This window comes from Chryseobacterium sp. 22532 (genome assembly GCF_052044665.1).
Taxonomy (GTDB): domain Bacteria; phylum Bacteroidota; class Bacteroidia; order Flavobacteriales; family Weeksellaceae; genus Chryseobacterium; species Chryseobacterium lathyri.
In genome coordinates this window covers 716918-735402 of sequence record NZ_JBQENJ010000001.1, presented here as the reverse complement: position 1 = coordinate 735402, position 18485 = coordinate 716918, and the positions used below count along the sequence as shown (strand labels likewise).

General features: G+C 36.5%; 16 protein-coding genes. 4 read left to right on the top strand and 12 right to left on the bottom strand.

The window, feature by feature from the left end:
• Window positions 1-71: 71 nt before the first annotated feature.
• Together ACTJIV_RS03510 and ACTJIV_RS03505 are read left to right on the top strand one after the other, a co-directional pair.
• Window positions 72-2372, top strand: a complete 2301-nt coding sequence (locus tag ACTJIV_RS03510) for a TonB-dependent receptor domain-containing protein (protein ID WP_440625626.1) — start codon at window positions 72-74, stop codon at window positions 2370-2372.
• Window positions 2373-2525: 153 nt separating this feature from the next.
• Window positions 2526-3332: an alpha/beta hydrolase fold domain-containing protein gene (locus tag ACTJIV_RS03505; protein WP_440625802.1), complete on the top strand. Its 807-nt coding sequence runs from the start codon at window positions 2526-2528 to the stop codon at window positions 3330-3332.
• A 31-nt stretch (window positions 3333-3363) separates the two neighbouring features.
• Here ACTJIV_RS03505 and ACTJIV_RS03500 read toward each other — a convergent pair whose 3' ends face one another.
• From ACTJIV_RS03500 to ACTJIV_RS03490, 3 genes are all read right to left on the bottom strand, one after another.
• Window positions 3364-5124 carry a discoidin domain-containing protein gene (locus ACTJIV_RS03500; protein ID WP_440625624.1) on the bottom strand — a complete coding sequence of 587 codons (1761 nt, stop codon included), beginning with the start codon at window positions 5122-5124 and terminating at the stop codon, window positions 3364-3366.
• 136 nt (window positions 5125-5260) lie between these two features.
• A complete protein-coding gene (ctlX, locus tag ACTJIV_RS03495) occupies window positions 5261-6184 on the bottom strand; it encodes a citrulline utilization hydrolase CtlX (protein WP_336377715.1) in 924 nt (307 codons plus the stop codon).
• Window positions 6185-6256: 72 nt separating this feature from the next.
• Window positions 6257-7171 (bottom strand): dimethylarginine dimethylaminohydrolase family protein, encoded by a 915-nt coding sequence (locus tag ACTJIV_RS03490; RefSeq protein WP_223558243.1) that lies wholly within the window; start codon window positions 7169-7171, stop codon window positions 6257-6259.
• Between the two features lie 312 nt (window positions 7172-7483).
• Between ACTJIV_RS03490 and ACTJIV_RS03485 the strand changes: the two genes are divergently transcribed.
• On the top strand, window positions 7484-7645 hold the full coding sequence (locus ACTJIV_RS03485; RefSeq protein WP_157963380.1) for a hypothetical protein: 162 nt from the start codon (window positions 7484-7486) through the stop codon (window positions 7643-7645).
• Between the two features lie 43 nt (window positions 7646-7688).
• Here ACTJIV_RS03485 and ACTJIV_RS03480 read toward each other — a convergent pair whose 3' ends face one another.
• The 8 genes from ACTJIV_RS03480 to ACTJIV_RS03445 all read right to left on the bottom strand — a co-directional run bounded on the left by ACTJIV_RS03480 (window position 7689) and on the right by ACTJIV_RS03445 (window position 17165).
• Window positions 7689-10052 (bottom strand): TonB-dependent receptor domain-containing protein, encoded by a 2364-nt coding sequence (locus ACTJIV_RS03480; RefSeq protein WP_440625622.1) that lies wholly within the window; start codon window positions 10050-10052, stop codon window positions 7689-7691.
• Between the two features lie 79 nt (window positions 10053-10131).
• Window positions 10132-11193 carry a helix-turn-helix domain-containing protein gene (locus ACTJIV_RS03475; protein WP_440625620.1) on the bottom strand — a complete coding sequence of 354 codons (1062 nt, stop codon included), beginning with the start codon at window positions 11191-11193 and terminating at the stop codon, window positions 10132-10134.
• A 179-nt stretch (window positions 11194-11372) separates the two neighbouring features.
• Window positions 11373-12659: a citrate synthase gene (locus ACTJIV_RS03470; RefSeq protein WP_111957117.1), complete on the bottom strand. Its 1287-nt coding sequence runs from the start codon at window positions 12657-12659 to the stop codon at window positions 11373-11375.
• Between the two features lie 82 nt (window positions 12660-12741).
• The gene (eno, locus tag ACTJIV_RS03465; protein ID WP_111957115.1) at window positions 12742-14034 is read right to left on the bottom strand and encodes a phosphopyruvate hydratase; all 1293 of its coding nucleotides are present in this window, start codon (window positions 14032-14034) and stop codon (window positions 12742-12744) included.
• Window positions 14035-14324: 290 nt separating this feature from the next.
• On the bottom strand, window positions 14325-15110 hold the full coding sequence (locus ACTJIV_RS03460) for a sensor histidine kinase (RefSeq protein WP_440625617.1): 786 nt from the start codon (window positions 15108-15110) through the stop codon (window positions 14325-14327).
• Between the two features lie 26 nt (window positions 15111-15136).
• On the bottom strand, window positions 15137-15583 hold the full coding sequence (locus ACTJIV_RS03455; RefSeq protein WP_111957111.1) for a hypothetical protein: 447 nt from the start codon (window positions 15581-15583) through the stop codon (window positions 15137-15139).
• Between the two features lie 128 nt (window positions 15584-15711).
• Window positions 15712-16527 (bottom strand): hypothetical protein, encoded by an 816-nt coding sequence (locus ACTJIV_RS03450; RefSeq protein ID WP_440625615.1) that lies wholly within the window; start codon window positions 16525-16527, stop codon window positions 15712-15714.
• A gap of 5 nt (window positions 16528-16532) precedes the next feature.
• Window positions 16533-17165: a response regulator transcription factor gene (locus ACTJIV_RS03445; RefSeq protein ID WP_111957107.1), complete on the bottom strand. Its 633-nt coding sequence runs from the start codon at window positions 17163-17165 to the stop codon at window positions 16533-16535.
• A gap of 176 nt (window positions 17166-17341) precedes the next feature.
• Between ACTJIV_RS03445 and ACTJIV_RS03440 the strand changes: the two genes are divergently transcribed.
• Window positions 17342-17776 carry a hypothetical protein gene (locus ACTJIV_RS03440; protein ID WP_336377721.1) on the top strand — a complete coding sequence of 145 codons (435 nt, stop codon included), beginning with the start codon at window positions 17342-17344 and terminating at the stop codon, window positions 17774-17776.
• A 179-nt stretch (window positions 17777-17955) separates the two neighbouring features.
• On the opposite strand, the gene rplQ is transcribed toward ACTJIV_RS03440, so the two are convergent.
• On the bottom strand, window positions 17956-18483 hold the full coding sequence (gene rplQ / locus ACTJIV_RS03435) for a 50S ribosomal protein L17 (RefSeq protein WP_111957103.1): 528 nt from the start codon (window positions 18481-18483) through the stop codon (window positions 17956-17958).
• Window positions 18484-18485 lie beyond the last annotated feature (2 nt).

Below are 18485 nucleotides of genomic sequence, written 5' to 3'. Positions count from 1 at the left end.
TATAAAAAATTACAATTACCACAAACCACCACAACCACTCCGTTTCAAAACGGTATTTAAATAGAAGAATCATGAAAAAGATCATTATACTGGCAGCAGCTATCTCAGGAAGCGTAGTTTTTGCCCAGGAAAAGAAATCCGATACGGTAAAAACGAAATCTATAGAAGGCATTACACTTACAAAACAGGTTTTTAAGAAACAGAGTGACCGTTTTGTATATGATGTTGCAGCATCTCCGGTTGCCAAAGGAAACACCACTTTTGATCTGCTAAAGCAGACTCCGCTTCTGTCTTCAACGGATGATAAGACGTTAAAGATTGCAGGAAAAAACAATGCCCTGATCTATATCAACGGAAGAAAAACCAATATGGATTCTGAATCCCTGGTTCAGTTCCTGAAAAATACGCCGGCAGAAAATATCCAGAAAATAGAAGTGATTACGGTTCCCGGAAGTGAGTTTCAGGTGGAATCTTCAGATGGGATCATCAATATCGTTTTAAAGAAAAAAATGAGCGACGGCTTGAGCGGAAATATGAGGATGGCCAATTCACAAAACAAATACAATGCAAGCTCTGCAGCCTTTTCCATCAATTACAGGAAGGATAAGCTGGGAATCAGCGCCAATCTTAACGGCGGTGAAAATATAGAGGCTCAGACCTATACTTTAAGAAACGGAAACAACCTTTCTTCCAACGAATCTAAAGGAGACATCAATGACCCGAATAAAAATTTAGGCGGTTACCTCAACGTTGATTATCAGCTTACAGAAAACAGCAATCTGGCACTAACATGGAATACCTGGGCCAACAGAAGCTATAATTCTACTGTAGATCTGTACAATACCATTCGTTCCTATGATGCAGACAGCAAAGATTATATTTTTAATTACAGCAATTCAAAAAATAACGAGAATACCCGTTCTTATAACAATTCATTAAATCTGAACTATGAGCTTAAAACAGATTCTTTGGGAAGTAAGTTAAACCTTAATGCAGCCTACCTGAATTATAAGAGATTCCAGTATACTGATAACAGGACTCTTCTTCCAGATGCTTCCGGAAATTATTCTTTGCTGGGCAAGCAGGTGATCCAGGATCTGCCTCAGATTATTAATAATTTTTCGGGAATGGCCGATTATATTCAAAAGTTCAAGAATGATTTCACTGTATCCGTGGGAGGTAATTATAACAAAACCAAAACAGACAACGATACTAAAAATTACACCTACGAATTCGATAAAAAGGGTCAACTGGTAAAACAAAAACCGGAACCAAATCATTTTATCTATGATGAAAGTATTTACGGTGTTTATTTAACACTTGAAAAAAAGTTCTCTGATAAGTTTTCGGGAAAAGTAGGAACCAGATATGAAATCACACACAGTTTAGGAACTTCTGATAACGCTCCTACTGCCGATCTGAAAAGAATTGAGAGAAACTACAACAATCTTTTACCTTATCTAAGCCTGAATTATGCCATCAATGATAAAAACAATATTTCCTATGCATTTTCAAGCAGAATGAGAAGACCGAGCTTCTGGGAAATAAACCCGGTAAGGAATATTTTGACTGAGGATAATTATACACAGAACAATCCTTTTGTAAAAGCGTCTTCCACTTACAATCAGGAACTTACGTATATGTATAAAAATTCATATTTCCTGATTTTAAATCATTCCTACTTTAAAGATGTAATTACACAGGTTCCGCTGCAGAGAGACATTCTGAAACCGAGAATTGACGCACAGGGAAATCCTGTCCCTGGCCCAAATGGACAGCCAATTATGGATCCTTACACCCAATTGAGGTACATCCGTACCAATTTTGGAGATAAGCAGGAGATGTCTGCAATGGTGGGAATACAAAAATCCCTTTTCAAACAATACTGGACGACTAACTTTAATATTGGCGTACAGCATAATATCAACAACGGAAGTTTAAGTATAGATCCTACTTCGGGAGATGTTTTCCCAACTTATGAAAACAAAAGAAAATCAACGAGCATTGTTATTCAAACCAACAACACGATTCGTCTGGATAAAAAGAAAACATGGTTTGCCGGAGTTAATTACTTCTTTGTAGATAAGCAGCAGATCGAGCTTGGAGTATTGCGAAATCTTATGAGCCTGGATTTGAGTCTTAAAAAAATCTGGAACGACTGGACATTTGCCCTGAATGTAAATGATGTCTTAAATACAAATATCATTGAAATTGAAGATTACCAGGACAACGGAAACTACAACTATATCCACCAGAACCGATACAACAGAGGCATGACGTTAAGCATTACCTACAATTTCGGAAACCAGAAAGTGAAAAAGGTAAGAGACATCGAAGGAGCTTCTGACGCCATTAAAAGCAGAACAAGATAGAACTATCATTTCTTCATATCAATTATTTTGTGGTAAGATCCGTCGGAATTTCCGGCGGGTTTTTCTATCTTTATGATTATGGATAAAAGTTTTGTGATTATTCTGTATTTTTTTTCGATATCCCTTCTTTGGACCGGCTGCAAAGAAAAAACAGTGACTTTGGCTAAAGATATCAGTTTTGAAAAAGAAGAAAATATCCGGTACGGAAATGATCCTGAACAGAAGCTGGATCTTTATACTCCTAAAAATAGAGGCTCAATAAAGGGGATCTTTGTCATCATTCATGGTGGAGGCTGGCGAGGCGGAGATAAATCCCAGCTTACTTTCTTTACCCTTTCTATGATGAAAAAATTTCCTGATTATGCCTTTGCTAATATGAATTACAGATTGGCAGACAATCATTCCTTTATCCTTCCTAATCAAACAAAAGACATTGATAATGCTTTAGATTTATTAGTTAAAAAATCTATGAAAATGAAGTTTACGCCTGAATTTATTTTGCTTGGAAACAGCGCAGGTGCCCATTTATCAATGTTATACGGTTACAATAGGATTTTCGACCATAAACATAGAAAAAAAGTGAAGGCAATTGTCAATATTGTAGGACCTGCAGATTTAAATAGTGCAGATTTCAGGAAATATTCCGACTATTCTTTTGTCGAAAAACATATGATAGATTCCTCAAAGCCAACTCCAACAGATATTACCCATCAAGATATTCCGAATCCTATTTTCTGGATTAATGAAACCTCTCCACCTACCATTTCTTATTATGGAAACAGGGATCAGGTCATTCCTATATCTCAAGAGAGAAAATTAGATTCTGCTTTGATTCAGAATAAAGTAAGACATGAAACTTATGAATTCAATGGCGGTCATCTGGACTGGGACAAGGCTCCGAATGATGAGTTCTTGATTAATAAAATTGCCGCTTTTCTTAAACAAACTGATAAAAAATAAACGCTTTGAGAATTTCAAAGCGTTTATTTTTCTATTCAGACTTTACAATTTCTGTTCTTTCCGAAATTCCATTCGAATTGAAAGCTTCGATCTGAAAATAATATGAATCGGTCCGGTCGGCTCCGGTGAAGAAATATTCATTCTTTCCATAAACCATAATGCTTCCATACAATTTATCCGGAGATTTCCCCCAATAGATCACATATCCGTCTGCATCCTGATTCTGCTGCCATTTCATCCAGATACTTCTTCTTTCACCGTATTTTTTAGGATCAGCTCTTAAAGGAACAAATCCTTCCACTTTCTTTGGTCTTTCACCTGCTCCTTTTCCAAATACTCTGAAACCACTTAATGCAAATTTTCCGGTAGGCATTTTCAGGTTTTCCATTTTAAGGAACCTTGCCTTAACTGGTTTTTCAAGCTCTACATAATCGTGGGGAACATCCTTGGTATTTTTACTTTTATCTACAACAACATTCCACTTCTTTCCATCATTCGAGCCATAGATTTTATATTGATGCATTTTGCCCAATGTTTTCCCTAAAAATTCAACATCCTGATCTGCGTAATTGATCTGGATCGCATTGATTGTGGAAACTTCACCAAGATCTGTCTGAAACCATTCTCCGGAGTTTCCTGTTTTTGCACTCCAATACGTCTTGATATCTTCATCTACCGCTAGATTCGGCTGATAACCACCTAAAGTAGATGAAACCTGAACTGGCTTATTATAATTCAGCAGCATCCAACCTGCGAAAAGGCCCTTTGAGAAATCTTTACCCTGCGCATACTGCGGAAGATAGGTTGGGTAATCTCCGTAAGCGGTATTCGTGTACATTACATCATCTTTGTCAAATCCTGCCGGCCAGATTCCTAGGCGCCTTTCAAAATTATTTTTAGTGGAAATAAAGATGGTTGACACATGCCACCAATTTTTGTAATTGTCCTCAAAAGTGGCTCCGTGTCCTGCTCCTCTTGCAAAACCTCCGGGTTTATAGGAAAACGGATTGTGCTGCTGGTACTCAAAGCCTTCCAGAGGATTTTTGCTGACATAAACGCCATCGGAATATCCGCTGAATTCGGTAGCCGGAGCTCCATACTGCATATAATATTTTCCGTTGTGTTTAGTCATCCATGCTCCTTCTACAAATGGCTGCAGGAAAACATTGTCATTATATTCCCCGAACCTTTCCCAACCGTGATCTTCAGGCTTCAGTTTTATAATAGGTTTTACAAAGCCTTCTGACTGCAGGTTTTTAACCTTCACTTCAGTCCCCAGAAGCGGCCACTCGTTGCTGGATCCCCAGTAGAGATACAGCTTATTTTTGTCCTCATCATAATGGAATGCAGGATCCCAAGCGCCTACTTTCAAAGTATCTACAGCAATTTTCCAGTCGTCTTTGGTAGGATTGGTACTTTTCCAGATCGGGAAATCCTGTTCCCAGGTAGATCCATAAACGTAAAGAGTGTCTTTCATTGCCCAAACAGCCGGAGCATTCAGGTCATGAATATATTTATTGTCTCTCAGAAATTTCCTCTTCACAAACTTCCAATCCAGCATATCATCGCTGTACCAGTATCCTTCCTGGTTGGTAGAAAAAAGAAATAACTTATTTTTAAAATTAACAATCACCGGATCAGCGGTAGCACGGTGTTTTCCCTGTTTTGAGAAAGCTTCAAATGGCGTATAACCATAATCAATGTTAATTGGGTTACAGAATGTTTTCTGCTGGGCACCAACGAATATTCCCAACAGAACAGTGAATGATAAAAAGTACTGCTGTATCTTCATAGCTTTTTGCTTAAGCGACAAATTTAGGTAACTTTTTTGTCTTTTGTCTCAATTTGAAGAAATGAAACCGATCAAAAAAATTCCGGCCTTGAAACAAAGCCGGATGAATATTTTAAATAAATTGCTATTAAAACTGTTATTTTTTCGGAAGGAAAACTTCAGCAAGCATACATCTGGCGCTTCCTCCTCCATTCACTTCGATGGTATTCAGATCTGAGTAAATGATCTCACAGTATTTTTCTATGGCAGCAACCTGTTCAGGTGTTAAGGACTGATAGGCCGTCTGGCTCATCACCAAAAACTTCTGGCCGTCTTTATTCTGAACCTGAAGCATATTTCCTGCAAACTGCTGCATCTGCTCTTCTGAAATTTCGATGATCTCTTTTCTGGAATTTTTGATGGTTTCAATAACCTTTTCTCTTTCCAGCTCATTATCGATACAATCAAGGCATATGACTACAAATTTATCTGCCACACACATCATAACATTGGTATGGTAAATTGGAAGCCTCTCTGTGCCTACAGTTTGATAAGAATGGAAAACTATAGGGGTAAATCCATATTTCTCACAAAATTCTCTGAATAAATTTTCGTCAAGTCTTAGAGAAACCGAACCATAAGCGATTTTATTATCGTGGTCAAAGATCATACTTCCTGTCCCTTCCAGGAAGTGACCCTGAGTTTCAGGCAATGACCAGTCGTCAATTTCAGCAACTTCAAAGCCTTGATTTTTGATACTCTCAATAATATCCTCCCTTCTCTCTACTCTTCTGTTTGAAGCGAACATCGGATATAAGACAACTTTGCCATCTTTATGGAAGCTTACCCAGTTATTCGGAAAAATAGAATCCGGAGTATGAGGATCCAGGGTATCTTTTATAGTGATCACATTTATCCCTTTGTTTCTCAGTGTTCCAACAAAAGTGTTGAATTCTGCCAAAGCTTTAGACTGAATATCAGCCCCTTTCTGTTCAACCTGAAAGTAATTATTTTCTGCCGTTTCCGCATTATAGCCGAACGCAATCGGCTCTATCATTAATACTGTATCTGTTGTTTGCATTGTTTTTGATTTAAAAATTAAAACATTGAAAAGATTAAAAGATTCAGAAACCAATCTAATCTTCACATCAATCTACTCTCTTACCAGTGGCATTGTGGAGCACCTCAAGAGGCCACCCATTTTAGAAATCTCTCTGTAAGGAATTTCTTCTACGGTCATTCCCCACTCGTTTCTCAGATGATTGTTCATTCTTGTAAATGTTTTGTCTGAGACAACAACTTCAGGAGAAATAGAAAAAATATTCGGGAACATTTCAAACATTTCTTCATCATTAAGGTGGAAACAGTTTTCTTCTCCGAAGATATCAATGATCAGGCGGTAATCGCTTTCGTCCACGAATCCGTTTTTATAGATCAGGCATTTATCTTTTCCCACCGGATTGAATGTGCAGTCCAAATGTAGGATCCCTTCAAACGGAATTTTATCATTTTTCTTTAATTCCAGGTCGATGATTCTTTTCTTCGGAAAATATTCTTTCAGAATTTCAATAGCATATTCATTGGTTCTCGCTGTTTTATAGTTTCTGTAATCTTCGCTGAAACATGTTCCTATAAAAAGAAAATCATCCCATACAATAACGTCACCGCCTTCAATGTGTGCAGTTTCCGGAAGATTGATAATTTTTCTCCACGCTACTTTTTCAAAAACTTTCTTGTAAGCATCCTGCTCATCAGCTCTGTCAGCGATCACATTTGAGATGATCATTTTATCGTCAATCACAAAAGCCACATCTCTTGCGAAAACCTGGTTATAATCTTTGATAATGCTTGGACGAAGGACTTCTACATCATATTTCTTCAATACAGCTTCAAAAGCATTCATTTCGTTGATAATATCCTCTTCTTTAGGATACATATTGTGTTCGATGGAGTAATATGACTTGGCATCATAGCTCTCCTCCAGTGTGGGAACGGCTCCCATTGAATTAGGCTGTCCTAGAACAACTGATTTCAGCCTGCCCGTTTCGTTTTTAATGTTTAGTTTCATAAAGATTTATGCAATACTACAAATATAAGTAAAGGTCTCTATCTGGAAAACTTTTGATTTGTTTTATGCATCAAATTTGATTTTAATGCTGCTTATATTCGGCCTTATGCCTTATATTCCTGTATTAAATTGTAAATACAACCCAATAGTCCCTTTATATTTCCAACATAATTCATCTACAACTGACTATTTTTCATCTACATAAGAAACAAAAAACAATATATTTTATAAAATAAATTCATATCTTAGTGATATAATTTCAATGGAATTATAAAAATTAAAATTTAACTATTAACATCAAAAATCAAAATCATGAACAAGAAAAGCCCGGTGCTTAAAAATGCACAAAAATTAGGAAGAAACGAGCAGAAATTAATCACAGGAGGAGGGATAACCAGACCCAGATATTGCTGCGAGTGGGATGACAACGGAAACTGTACCATTTGGACGTGTGGTAACTGTGTTTGTCCATAATTAAAGAAATAACAACCCTGCTTTTGATAAGCAGGGTTTCTTTTTATCGCGCCCTATTTTCTTCTTCTGTTTTCAGAAGTTCTTTGGCTTGGTATTTTGAACTTCCAAAGCTGTATCCTACCGAAAAAATCAGACGGCTGCTGTCCCACCAATGAGTAAGACGGTTGTCCATAATCTGCTTATGCCTGAATTCCAAACGCTGATCATAAGAATCAAAAATATTGTTATAGCTGATTTTTGTATTCAATGTGTTGTTAAACCATGACTTCTGCACAGACAGATCTACTGTATACCTTGGTTTGATAATGTATAGGCTGTTTCCGGTTTTGGATTCATAATTTGCAAATAGATTAACGGTATAACCTTTTGGCAATGAGAAAACCTGATTTATCCGTATTTCATAATTATACACTTTTAAAGCAAACACCTCACCCAGATACGGTCTGAACTCATCGTTATAGTATCCCGCAAGCTGGCTGGTGATATTCCACCAGTTTGTCAGTTTCACAGGAAAACTGGTTTCTATAGAAGCAAATTTGCGGTAAGGAAGATTGGTTCCAAGATATTCCAGAACGTTGGTTTTCGGATTGTAAAGCGGATACCGGGTCATCACATCTTTTTCTTTTCCTGCTGTAAAACTGGTCACCCAATTCTTATAGCGGTACGTAAGTTTGATCTGGCTGGTGAAAGAAGGCTGCAGATAAGGATTCCCGATCCAATAATTCAGCGGGCTGAAATAAACCCGGAACGGATTGAGCTGGGAAAACACAGGTCGTGTTATTTTTCTGCTGTACGAAAGTGACAGTTCATTAGATTTATTGAATGTATAGGTTGTACTAAAAGACGGCAGCCATTCGAGATAATTTCTTGACACCACAGAATCTTTGGTAACAGCATCCGAAATACTCTCGGTATTTTCAAACCTTAGCCCTGCATTCACCTGAAGCTTTCCAAATTTCTGTCTGTATGAAACATAGCCGGCCCATATTTGCTCTTTGTAAGAAAACATATTGCTACGCTCCGGATCAAAGATAAAACGGTCATCAACAGACAGCGTATCGTAGCGAATATTATTATGGGTATTGGAATGGCTATATTTCATTCCGGCCTCGAGGTCAGCATTTCCTATCTTTTGGGAAATGTCGATTTGTGCGGTCTGGATATCAATTTTATTAAGCAGGTCAGATTTCCAGTAGGACAAGAGTTGAGAGATTGGTTTATCTTTATTGATAAAATCGTCCTTCTGCTTGTTTCTGACGGAAAGATAATTACCTAAAAAATTCAGTTTAAAACCTTTATTTTGAAATGAATAATCTGCAGTTACCCCATAATTTTCCTGGGAATAATTTGTAGGGTTTTCACTTTCGGTGTTAAAGATCAGCTGTGAGCCTTCTTTATTGGTAGTGTATAGTGAACCTGAACGGACCCGGTCACTGGTTCTGAAATTTCCTCTTAAACTTATGCCTAATCTATTCTTATCATTGATCCTGAAATCTGCTCCGGTCTGAATGCCATATACCTTCCCTTCATCTTCCTGGTACGTATTGGTTTGCATGACATTGGTATTGGCAAGCTTCTGTAGTGCATTATAGCGATATGTAGAAATACCATTATTGTAACTGGCCTGCAAGCTGTATGCTGTCTTTTCTGTATTATAAGAAAGGTTTAAAGAGTTTTCTCTGTACCTGAACTTATTGGCATAGGTATTTCCACTGTAATGTCCTTTCCAGCCAAGGTTTCCGTTTCTTTTTAGCCTGATATCGATAATTCCTTTAAACTCTGCATCAAATTTGGAAGAAGGATTGGCATTCACTTCAACAGATTCTACCATTTCCGGCGGTAATGAACGAAGATAGGCCTGAAGTTCCTGGCTGCTCATGGTGACTGGCTTCCCGTCAATAAATATGGCAGGAGTAATTCTTCCGCCAATAAAAATGCCGCCTTCCTGATCTATGGAAACGCCCGGTGTCTTTCTTAAAACCTCAAGAAGGTTCGCAGAGGTCTTGAAATCTTTATTTCCGGAAACACTCATTACGACATTTCCGTCGTTGAGCCTGATACTTCTGGCCGTTGAACGGATCACTACTTCAGAAATATTTTCAGAAACAGGTTTCAATTCAATCAAAGAAATATCTTCTACAGTATTAAATTCTTCCGTTTCATATTCATTTTTCCGGACCACAAAGTAAGCATCAAGAGCTACATTATCAAGCCGGAAAAAACCTAAGGAATCCGTCTGAACTTTTTGAATGATGCTCCGGTCTGATTTATTTAACATAGAAACTTCAGCCTGAGAAACAGCTGTCTTGGTCTCTGAATCCAAAATTTTCCCCTGTATTGTTTCCTGAGCTTTTCCAAAGAAGGAAAGGAATAATAGCAACAGAAAAAACCATAATCTGATATTCATAAATTTTAATTTTATGAAACCAAAAGTAGCAGGTTATTGAAAAAATAAGGTTTTGAAGTTTAAATTCCGCAGTACGAAATTATAATTCTGAACTTTGAAACCTAGCTTCAGAAGGGGTTTGTGACTGCTTGTATAAAAGCGGTGTGGTATTTTTAATTTTTTTGAATGTGGAAAAGAAAGTAGACTTAGAATTAAACCCAACTTCATAACCAATCTCTTCGATCTTGAGGAAGGAGCCGATTTCTATTTTTTGACAGGCTTCGTTGATCCTGTATTCATTGATGTAAGTTGAAAAGCTTTTACCGAGATTATCATTCAGCAATTGGGAAAGCTGATGGGCAGACATATTCATTTTAGCCGCCAGATCGCTTAGTTTCAGGTTTGGATTTTTGTATAATTCTTCGGAATTCATCAGCTGTTCAAGTTTTGAAACAAAACTGTCTGCAAGTTCTTCTGAAATCTTTTTATTGGTATATTTAGGAATCTCTTTTACAGAATTATCATTATTCTTTTTACTGAAAAGAATTAAAAAATTCGCGTACAGCACAAATGAGAATACAAGACTTCCGCCTGCACAATACACCTGTACCCAGCCTGTAGAAATTAACTGATACGCCAGGAAAATGATCACATTGCTGATAAGTACCGGAAGGATAAATTTATTGGGATTTCTCGCTGTCTGTTTTGAAGAAATATAATACTGATATACAGCAAGCAAGACAAATACTGACCAAACCGTATAAATAAAGGTTCCGAAATATTTATCCCAACTAACCGGAAAAAACAAATACAGCAATCCTACACCTCCAAGAACCAATGTCAATACTCCGAAAAACGCTCTGCATTGCTTTAAATCAAATTCTTCTTTCTGGAATGATGATCTGATGTAATAATATAAAGCCGGCCCTGTGAAAAATAGCGCAGACATCCCAAGGTGCGGAATGATTCGCGGCCAGTCCGGATAGAAATAGATACAAACAGAAATCCCCACTCTGATGCTTAAAGTCAATAAAATCAAGCCTAAAAAGAAATCCGGAATGTTTTTAAGTTTTTTGACAAACAGAAGATAGACCCCGAGCAGCAACCCATTAAAGGCTCCTACCGCACTGAAGAAAAATAACATCTGCTGTCCGAAAGTCATTGTAACTGTTTTTTATTTTTTGATATAAAGACTATAATAAGCCCAAAGCTATTGATAGTTATCAACTTATGTCAGTAAATTTAATAAAATTATCACTTCCAATTTTATAAAAGATACAACTCATTAAAATAAAAATCCCAAAGCAAGCTTTGGGATTTTGTTTATGATAAAAACAGGGGTTATCTGTTTGTAATATCGATGTAATCTCTTTTTTGAGCACCCTGATAAACCTGTCTTGGTCTTCCGATAGGATCTCCTTTCAGTCTCATTTCTTTCCACTGAGAAATCCATCCCGGAAGTCTTCCCAAAGCAAACATTACGGTGAACATTTCTGTAGGAATTCCCAGTGCTCTGTAGATAATACCTGAATAGAAATCTACGTTTGGATATAGTTTTCTTTCTACGAAGTACTCATCTTCAAGTGCTACTTTTTCTAACTGCATTGCAATGTCAAGAGCTTTATCCTGGATACCTAATGCATTAAGGATATCGTCAGCAGCTTTTTTAATGATCTTCGCTCTTGGATCAAAGTTTTTATATACTCTGTGTCCGAAGCCCATTAGACGGAAGCTGTCGTTTTTATCTTTTGCTTTCGCTACCCATTTATTAACATCTCCTCCATCTTTGTCGATCAACTCAAGCATTTCGATAACAGCCTGGTTAGCACCTCCGTGAAGAGGTCCCCAAAGTGCAGAAACACCGGCAGAAATAGAAGCAAAAAGACCTGTATGAGCAGATCCTACCATTCTTACTGTAGAAGTAGAACAGTTTTGTTCGTGGTCAGCATGAAGGATTAATAATTTATCAAGAGCGTCTACAATAACTGGATTTACTTCAAATTCCTCGTTAGGTAATCTGAATGCCATTTTGTAGAAGTTTTCTACATAGTTCAGGCTGTTGTCTCCGTGGTTAAGCGGAAGCCCCTGAGTTTTTCTGTAGGTCCATGCGCAAAGGTGAGAGAATTTAGCAATCATCAATTCTGCCGCGTGGTCCATTTCTTCTTTAGAGTTTACATTAACGGCTTTAGGGTTAAAAGCTGTTAAAGCGGAAGTTAAAGAAGATAAAACTCCCATAGGATGAGCAGAACGAGGAAAAACATCAATGATCTTTTTCATTTCATCTGCTATAAAGTTATATTTTTTAATATTATTGTTGAAGGAAACAAATTGGTCCTGAGTAGGTAATTCACCATGTAATAAAAGGTACATTACCTCTGAAAAGTTAGATTTCTCAGCAATCTGCTCGATTGGATAACCTCTGTAGAATAATTCTCCTTTATCTCCGTCTAAGTAAGTGATGTCGCTAATAGTAGCTCCGGTATTTTTGTACCCTAAATCCAGAGTGATTAAACCTGTCTGGTCTCTTAATTTTGAAATATCAATTCCTCTGTCTCCGATAGTACTATCCACAATTGGATATTCATATGAATTACCGTCATAATTCAATATTACTTTGTTGTCTGACATTTATTTATTTTTTTTTAAATATACTACTTATTACAAAATACGGCAAACAAAAATTATCGCTTGCCGTTATTTATAAATTCAATTATCTTTTAATTTTAAATGCATCTAAACCTGGGAAAAAAGCCGTATCACCCAATGCTTCCTCAATTCTTAAAAGCTGGTTATACTTCGCCATTCTGTCTGATCTTGAAGCAGATCCGGTTTTGATCTGTCCGCAATTCATAGCTACTGCCAAATCAGCAATTGTGGAATCTTCGGTTTCTCCTGACCTGTGAGACATTACTGAAGTAAATTTGTTATTCTGAGCCATTTGTACAGCATCCATTGTTTCGGAAAGAGAACCAATCTGGTTTACTTTTACAAGGATTGAGTTGGCAATACCTTCTTTTACTCCTCTTGACAATCTTTCTACATTGGTTACGAATAAATCGTCACCCACAAGCTGTACTCTGTCTCCGATTTTATCGGTAAGCATTTTCCATCCTTCCCAGTCATTTTCCTGCATCCCGTCTTCGATGGAGATGATAGGATATTTAGCTGCTAATTCAGCAAGGTAAGAAACCTGCTCGCTGCTGGAGAACTGAGCGGCATCCGGAGTCTGGAATTTTCTGTAGTCGTAAATTCCGTCTTTGTAAAATTCTGAAGCAGCACAGTCAAGCGCCAACATGATATCGTCACCCGGCTTATAGCCTGCTTTTTCAATAGCCTGAAGCAATGTATCCAAAGCATCTTCAGTTCCTTTGAAAGTAGGTGCAAAACCTCCTTCGTCCCCTACTGCTGTAGAAAGACCTCTTGAATGAAGAATAGATTTCAGGTTGTGGAAAATTTCAGTTCCTTTTCTCAATGCATCAGAGAAAGATTCTGCTTTTACCGGCATTACCATAAATTCCTGGAACGCGATAGGAGCATCGGAGTGAGATCCTCCGTTGATGACATTCATCATTGGAACAGGAAGTGTATTGGCATTAACTCCTCCTACATATTTGTATAACGGTATTCTTAGTTCAGCAGCAGCAGCTTTAGCTACAGCCAAAGAAACTCCTAAAATTGCATTGGCCCCAAGGTTTCCTTTGTTGGCAGTTCCGTCAAGATCAATCATGATCTGATCAATAAAGTTCTGCTCAAAAACCGGCTGTCCGATTAAGTTTTCTGCAATTACTTCTTTTACATTTTCAACAGCTTTCAGGACTCCTTTACCCATATAATCTGAACCACCGTCACGTAATTCCACTGCCTCATGTTCACCTGTAGATGCTCCGGAAGGTACGGCAGCACGTCCCATGGCCCCGCTTTCTGTAAATACATCTACTTCAATGGTAGGATTACCTCTGGAATCCAAAATTTGTCTCGCTTCTATGAAAGAAATTGCACTCATATTGTTTAGTTTTGAACCATCCGCAAAAGCTTCAAGTTGTTTATTATTAAAATTATACTTATTACAAATTTAATGAAAAAACTAACCTGATGAAAAAAGTAGGCTTTAATATTTGGTAATACATCCAAATTTATCAACGTTTTTTATGACATTGAGAGATTATAGTTTAATTTTCCATTTAAATGAGATTTTACCTATCAGAAACAGTATGTTTTCTTTGTTCTGCAATAATTTTTTTATTGTTTTTTTGCCTTCTTGAAGACAAAGGTTCTATGTATGTTTTCCGGATCTTATACTGTAGTTCTGAAAAGTATCTGTGTTCCTGATCCTTCAGATAAAATTTGACATTCGCCATTCTGTTCCTGCATCCGCCGTTTCATATTCCGAAGCCCGTTTCCTTCTGCATTTTCATGACTGATCCCAACTCCGTTATCAGAGATTTTCATGATAAATTCTTTATCTTTTTGAACAAAAGAAAGTTTCAACTGATTGGATTGACTGTGTTTATAAGCATTATTCAGAGCCTCTTTTAAGCATAAAAACATATTCCGTCTCAGTTCTGTAGAAATTGGTGTTTCAGATATAATATCTTCGCTTTCTGACGAAAGCTTAATTTTTGTTTTTTTCAGAAAGTTACCGGTATATTGTATGGCATAGTCTATAAAGCTTCCCAGAGTATCATTTCCTGAGTTCAGGCTCCAGAGCATTTCGCGCATGGATAGGTTCATTTCTTCTGAGGTTTTCAGCAGCTCATCGATATCATTCTGCAGATCTCCGTCTTCCGCTTTCTGCTTTAGAAATTCTGCCTGAAGTTTTAATGCTGAAATTCCGGCTCCGAGATCGTCATGCATATCGTGGGAAATACGTTCCCTTTCCTGTTCTATAGATTTTTGCTTTTCGAGTTCTTTTTGAAGAAGCTGGTTTTGATGCTCTGCTTCTTTAAGTTGCTGTTCTTTAAGATACAGAAGCTGTTTTTTATTATACATTAAAACAACAAAAATAATGAAAGCAATGAATAGCACTATTACAATAACTGCAATAATGTAAGTGAGTTTTATTCTATCCAAATCATTCATTTCTATCTTAATTAAATTCCAAACGTTTATTTTCTGCAAAAAATACCTCTCAGGAATAATGCATAGCAAAAAATAGTAATTCCCTGATAAAAATAATTTATACCTTGGAAAAAAACACTGTCTTTTTCGGCAAAAAATAATGATGGGATAATTCGCATTAAAAATACAGCACTCCACAATAAAAGTCCAGCACAAAACCAGAATTTCTGTTTATTGTAGATTGAAATTTCATTAGGATTTTTAATTTGCCACATCATCCATCCTAAGCTAAGAAAAACATAAACAAAACTTTGTATTACCGGTAATAAATTTTCATCTCCAATACTATTCTTTATAAGCAGGCAGGTAATGACTATAAATAAAAGAATGTATCTATTATAATGTAATGTAAAAAGTTCTTTATAATAAAATATAAAGAACAGAATATAAAAAATCTTAGTGTATTTATAAATGCCACCATCAAATATTCCCATGAATATCAGAATTTCTGATAAAAAAACAATCACAAAGTATAAATACAAGAATCTTTGTCTTGCTGCTTTATTTATAACTGAAAAAGCAAGACAAAGAAAAGTTAGAATTAAATAGAATATATACATATTTAGCAGCCTGGCGGCTTTAAACAAAAATCATCAGAAAAAACGATTGGAGGATTTTTAAGAGCTTTGTTGGGACTTAATTCCATCAAACACATAATTAAGGTTAGATGGTGCATTTTACTTTTCTTATTGCTGTTAACATTGTTATTCGTTAATACTCCAGGTAAAAAAGATAGAGTATGTTTTGTTGGCTCATATTGGCTAAAGTCAGCATACGGTATTAATATTTCAGTAGTATTACCATACGTTTTATCCCCTGAATGTTCAGAGTCTACCAATCCTGTCTTAGCTTTTGTCATTTCATCATAAATACCGGTTTTGAAGACATTATCCATTTCTTTAAATACTTTCTCATCAACCTGCTTAATAGCATTTTCTGTAATAATGTATTTGTTATTATTTGAGTCGGCAAAAAGAATTTCCAAATGATTTTCTCTTGTAGTAAGAATTAGCCGTATCGAGTCATTATTCTTCACCATCTTTTTCATTTCCTCTCCTACACTGGGAGCTATATCAAAAGAATATGGGTATTTTTTTCCCAATCCTAAATGTGGTTTATATGTAGTTGAATATTTCCCATAATACTTATCTACATCCGTATCCGGTATTGTTGTTAATATGGTTTGTAAGCTTAGAAAATCGAATTTCTTTATATATATACTATCTCCATTAGAATCAACAGGAGCAGCATTAGCTTTTTGATCCGGCTGGTCTAAAGCTCTATCCTTTATTTCTCCGGTCTTATCCTTCCTGCAACTTATCAAAAACAACATTAAAGTTATTAGATAAATAATTCTTAATAGTTTAATTGTTCTCATGTCTCTTAGTTTTTAAAATGGTTAAATTTATTTATTGCTTCTACCTTATTGCTCACGTGCAGTTTTCTGTAGATATTTCCTACATGTTTTTTTACAGTGTCTATACTGATGAACTTTCTGTCGGCAATTTCTTTGTAAAGGAGTCCCTGTGAAAGGAGCTCAAGAATTTCTTTTTCACGTTCTGTGAGGTCATCAAAATCTTTAATTTCAGGAAGTTTTTTTTCAAAATGACTTAATACTCTGCGGGCGATGGACAGGCTCATGGGGGCACCGCCGTTATATACATCGCGGATGGAAGAAAGGATCTTGTCCATGCTTTCACCTTTGATGAGATATCCCATGGCTCCTGCTTTTAATGAATTAAAGATCTTTTCATCATCTTCAAAACTGGTACACATGATGAACTGTGTCTTTGTCATTTCTTTTCTGAGCTTTTCAATGATTTCGATACCCAGCATATCCTGCAGCTGGATATCCATCATAACAACATCCGGGGAAATACCGGGAAGATTATTCAGGGCTTCCTTTCCATTAAAGAACTGGGCAGTCACGTGCATATCCTGCTGGTAATTGATGACCTTCTTCAACGCGTTGTTGTAGTTTTTTTCGTCTTCTACTATGGCGATAGAAATGCTCATTGTTTTTTGTTTAAGACAAATTTCGCAAGAAAACAAGGCGGAATCAATTACACTTTTGTGTAATTTAGTGGCTTGAGTTCAGGGTTATTGGTTTGTTTTTTGTTTCTATTAAATTTAGTTAAAATTCTATTATAATAGAAAAACAATTAACCCTACATAATAAAAAAATAAATATCATGAGAAAAAGCCTTTTAATAGCAGTTTCAGCTGTGGCATTATTATTAACCAGCTGTAAAAAAAGTGAAAGCGGAAACAAAAGCGTAATTAAAATTGACAGTTCAGAAACGGTGATCACCGACAACAATGGGAAAATTGATTCTGTAACCCAAAGTTCTTCAACAACTGAAGTGAACGGTCAGAAGACAGAGAAAACAGATTTCGTTTACAAGGCTACAGACGGAACATTAGTAAAAGTAGTATTCAAAAATGATTCTAAGGAAAATACTGTAGCGATCACCAGCAACAAAAAGACATTTACATTACCTAAAACAGACACAAAAGACGGTGAGGTCATCTACAAAAAGGATGATATGACTGCCAGGGTAAAAGGTGATAGTCTTCATCTGGAACAAGGAAATAATGTGATTGAATTGAAGAGAACGAAAATTTAAACCGAGATAAATTCCGGAATCGGGGTTTAGAAAATAATGGTGAATGTGATACTGAATTGTCAATGGTGAATATTAAACTCACTTCATTGCTGAAATAAATTTACTGTTCTTCGCAGAAGCCGGCAAATAAAAAAGCCATCCAGAATCTGGATGGCTTTTCAATTATATCTGAATGAATATTATTCTTCAGTTTTCTCTTCTGCAGAGTCAGCTGCCTGAGCCTTAGGCTCTTCAGTTTTCTCTTCTGCTTTTGGAGCTTCAGCTACTACAGCTTCAGCTTTTTTTGCAGTTGCAGATCTTCTGCTTCTTCTTGTAGCTTTTTTCTCCTCAGCATTAGGATTGTAAAGTTCGTTGAAATCAACCAGCTCAATAAGAGCCATGTCAGCAGCATCACCTTGTCTGAAACCAGTCTTGATGATTCTTGTATAACCGCCGTTTCTTTCTGCGATTTTAGGAGCTACTGATCTGAAAAGTTCAGCAACCGCCTCTTTACTTTGAAGATATGAAAAAACAATTCTTCTATTGTGTGTAGTATCTTCTTTTGCCTTTGTTAATAGAGGTTCAACATATACTCTTAAAGCCTTAGCTTTAGCTACAGTAGTGTTGATTCTTTTATGCTCAATTAGAGAACAAGCCATATTAGAAAGTAAAGCACTTCTATGAGAAGCTGTTCTTCCTAAGTGATTGAATTTTTTACCGTGTCTCATTA

Coding starts and splice junctions, on each gene's coding strand:
- ACTJIV_RS03450 (WP_440625615.1), bottom strand. CDS start 16,527: ATGAGAACAATTAAACTATTAAGAATTATTTATCTAATAACTTTAATG.
- ACTJIV_RS03445 (WP_111957107.1), bottom strand. CDS start 17,165: ATGAGCATTTCTATCGCCATAGTAGAAGACGAAAAAAACTACAACAAC.
- rplQ (WP_111957103.1), bottom strand. CDS start 18,483: ATGAGACACGGTAAAAAATTCAATCACTTAGGAAGAACAGCTTCTCAT.
- ACTJIV_RS03510 (WP_440625626.1), top strand. CDS start 72: ATGAAAAAGATCATTATACTGGCAGCAGCTATCTCAGGAAGCGTAGTT.
- ctlX (WP_336377715.1), bottom strand. CDS start 6,184: ATGCAAACAACAGATACAGTATTAATGATAGAGCCGATTGCGTTCGGC.
- ACTJIV_RS03440 (WP_336377721.1), top strand. CDS start 17,342: ATGAGAAAAAGCCTTTTAATAGCAGTTTCAGCTGTGGCATTATTATTA.
- ACTJIV_RS03500 (WP_440625624.1), bottom strand. CDS start 5,124: ATGAAGATACAGCAGTACTTTTTATCATTCACTGTTCTGTTGGGAATA.
- ACTJIV_RS03490 (WP_223558243.1), bottom strand. CDS start 7,171: ATGAAACTAAACATTAAAAACGAAACGGGCAGGCTGAAATCAGTTGTT.
- eno (WP_111957115.1), bottom strand. CDS start 14,034: ATGAGTGCAATTTCTTTCATAGAAGCGAGACAAATTTTGGATTCCAGA.
- ACTJIV_RS03470 (WP_111957117.1), bottom strand. CDS start 12,659: ATGTCAGACAACAAAGTAATATTGAATTATGACGGTAATTCATATGAA.
- ACTJIV_RS03475 (WP_440625620.1), bottom strand. CDS start 11,193: ATGACTTTCGGACAGCAGATGTTATTTTTCTTCAGTGCGGTAGGAGCC.
- ACTJIV_RS03460 (WP_440625617.1), bottom strand. CDS start 15,110: ATGAATGATTTGGATAGAATAAAACTCACTTACATTATTGCAGTTATT.
- ACTJIV_RS03455 (WP_111957111.1), bottom strand. CDS start 15,583: ATGGGAATATTTGATGGTGGCATTTATAAATACACTAAGATTTTTTAT.
- ACTJIV_RS03480 (WP_440625622.1), bottom strand. CDS start 10,052: ATGAATATCAGATTATGGTTTTTTCTGTTGCTATTATTCCTTTCCTTC.
- ACTJIV_RS03485 (WP_157963380.1), top strand. CDS start 7,484: ATGAACAAGAAAAGCCCGGTGCTTAAAAATGCACAAAAATTAGGAAGA.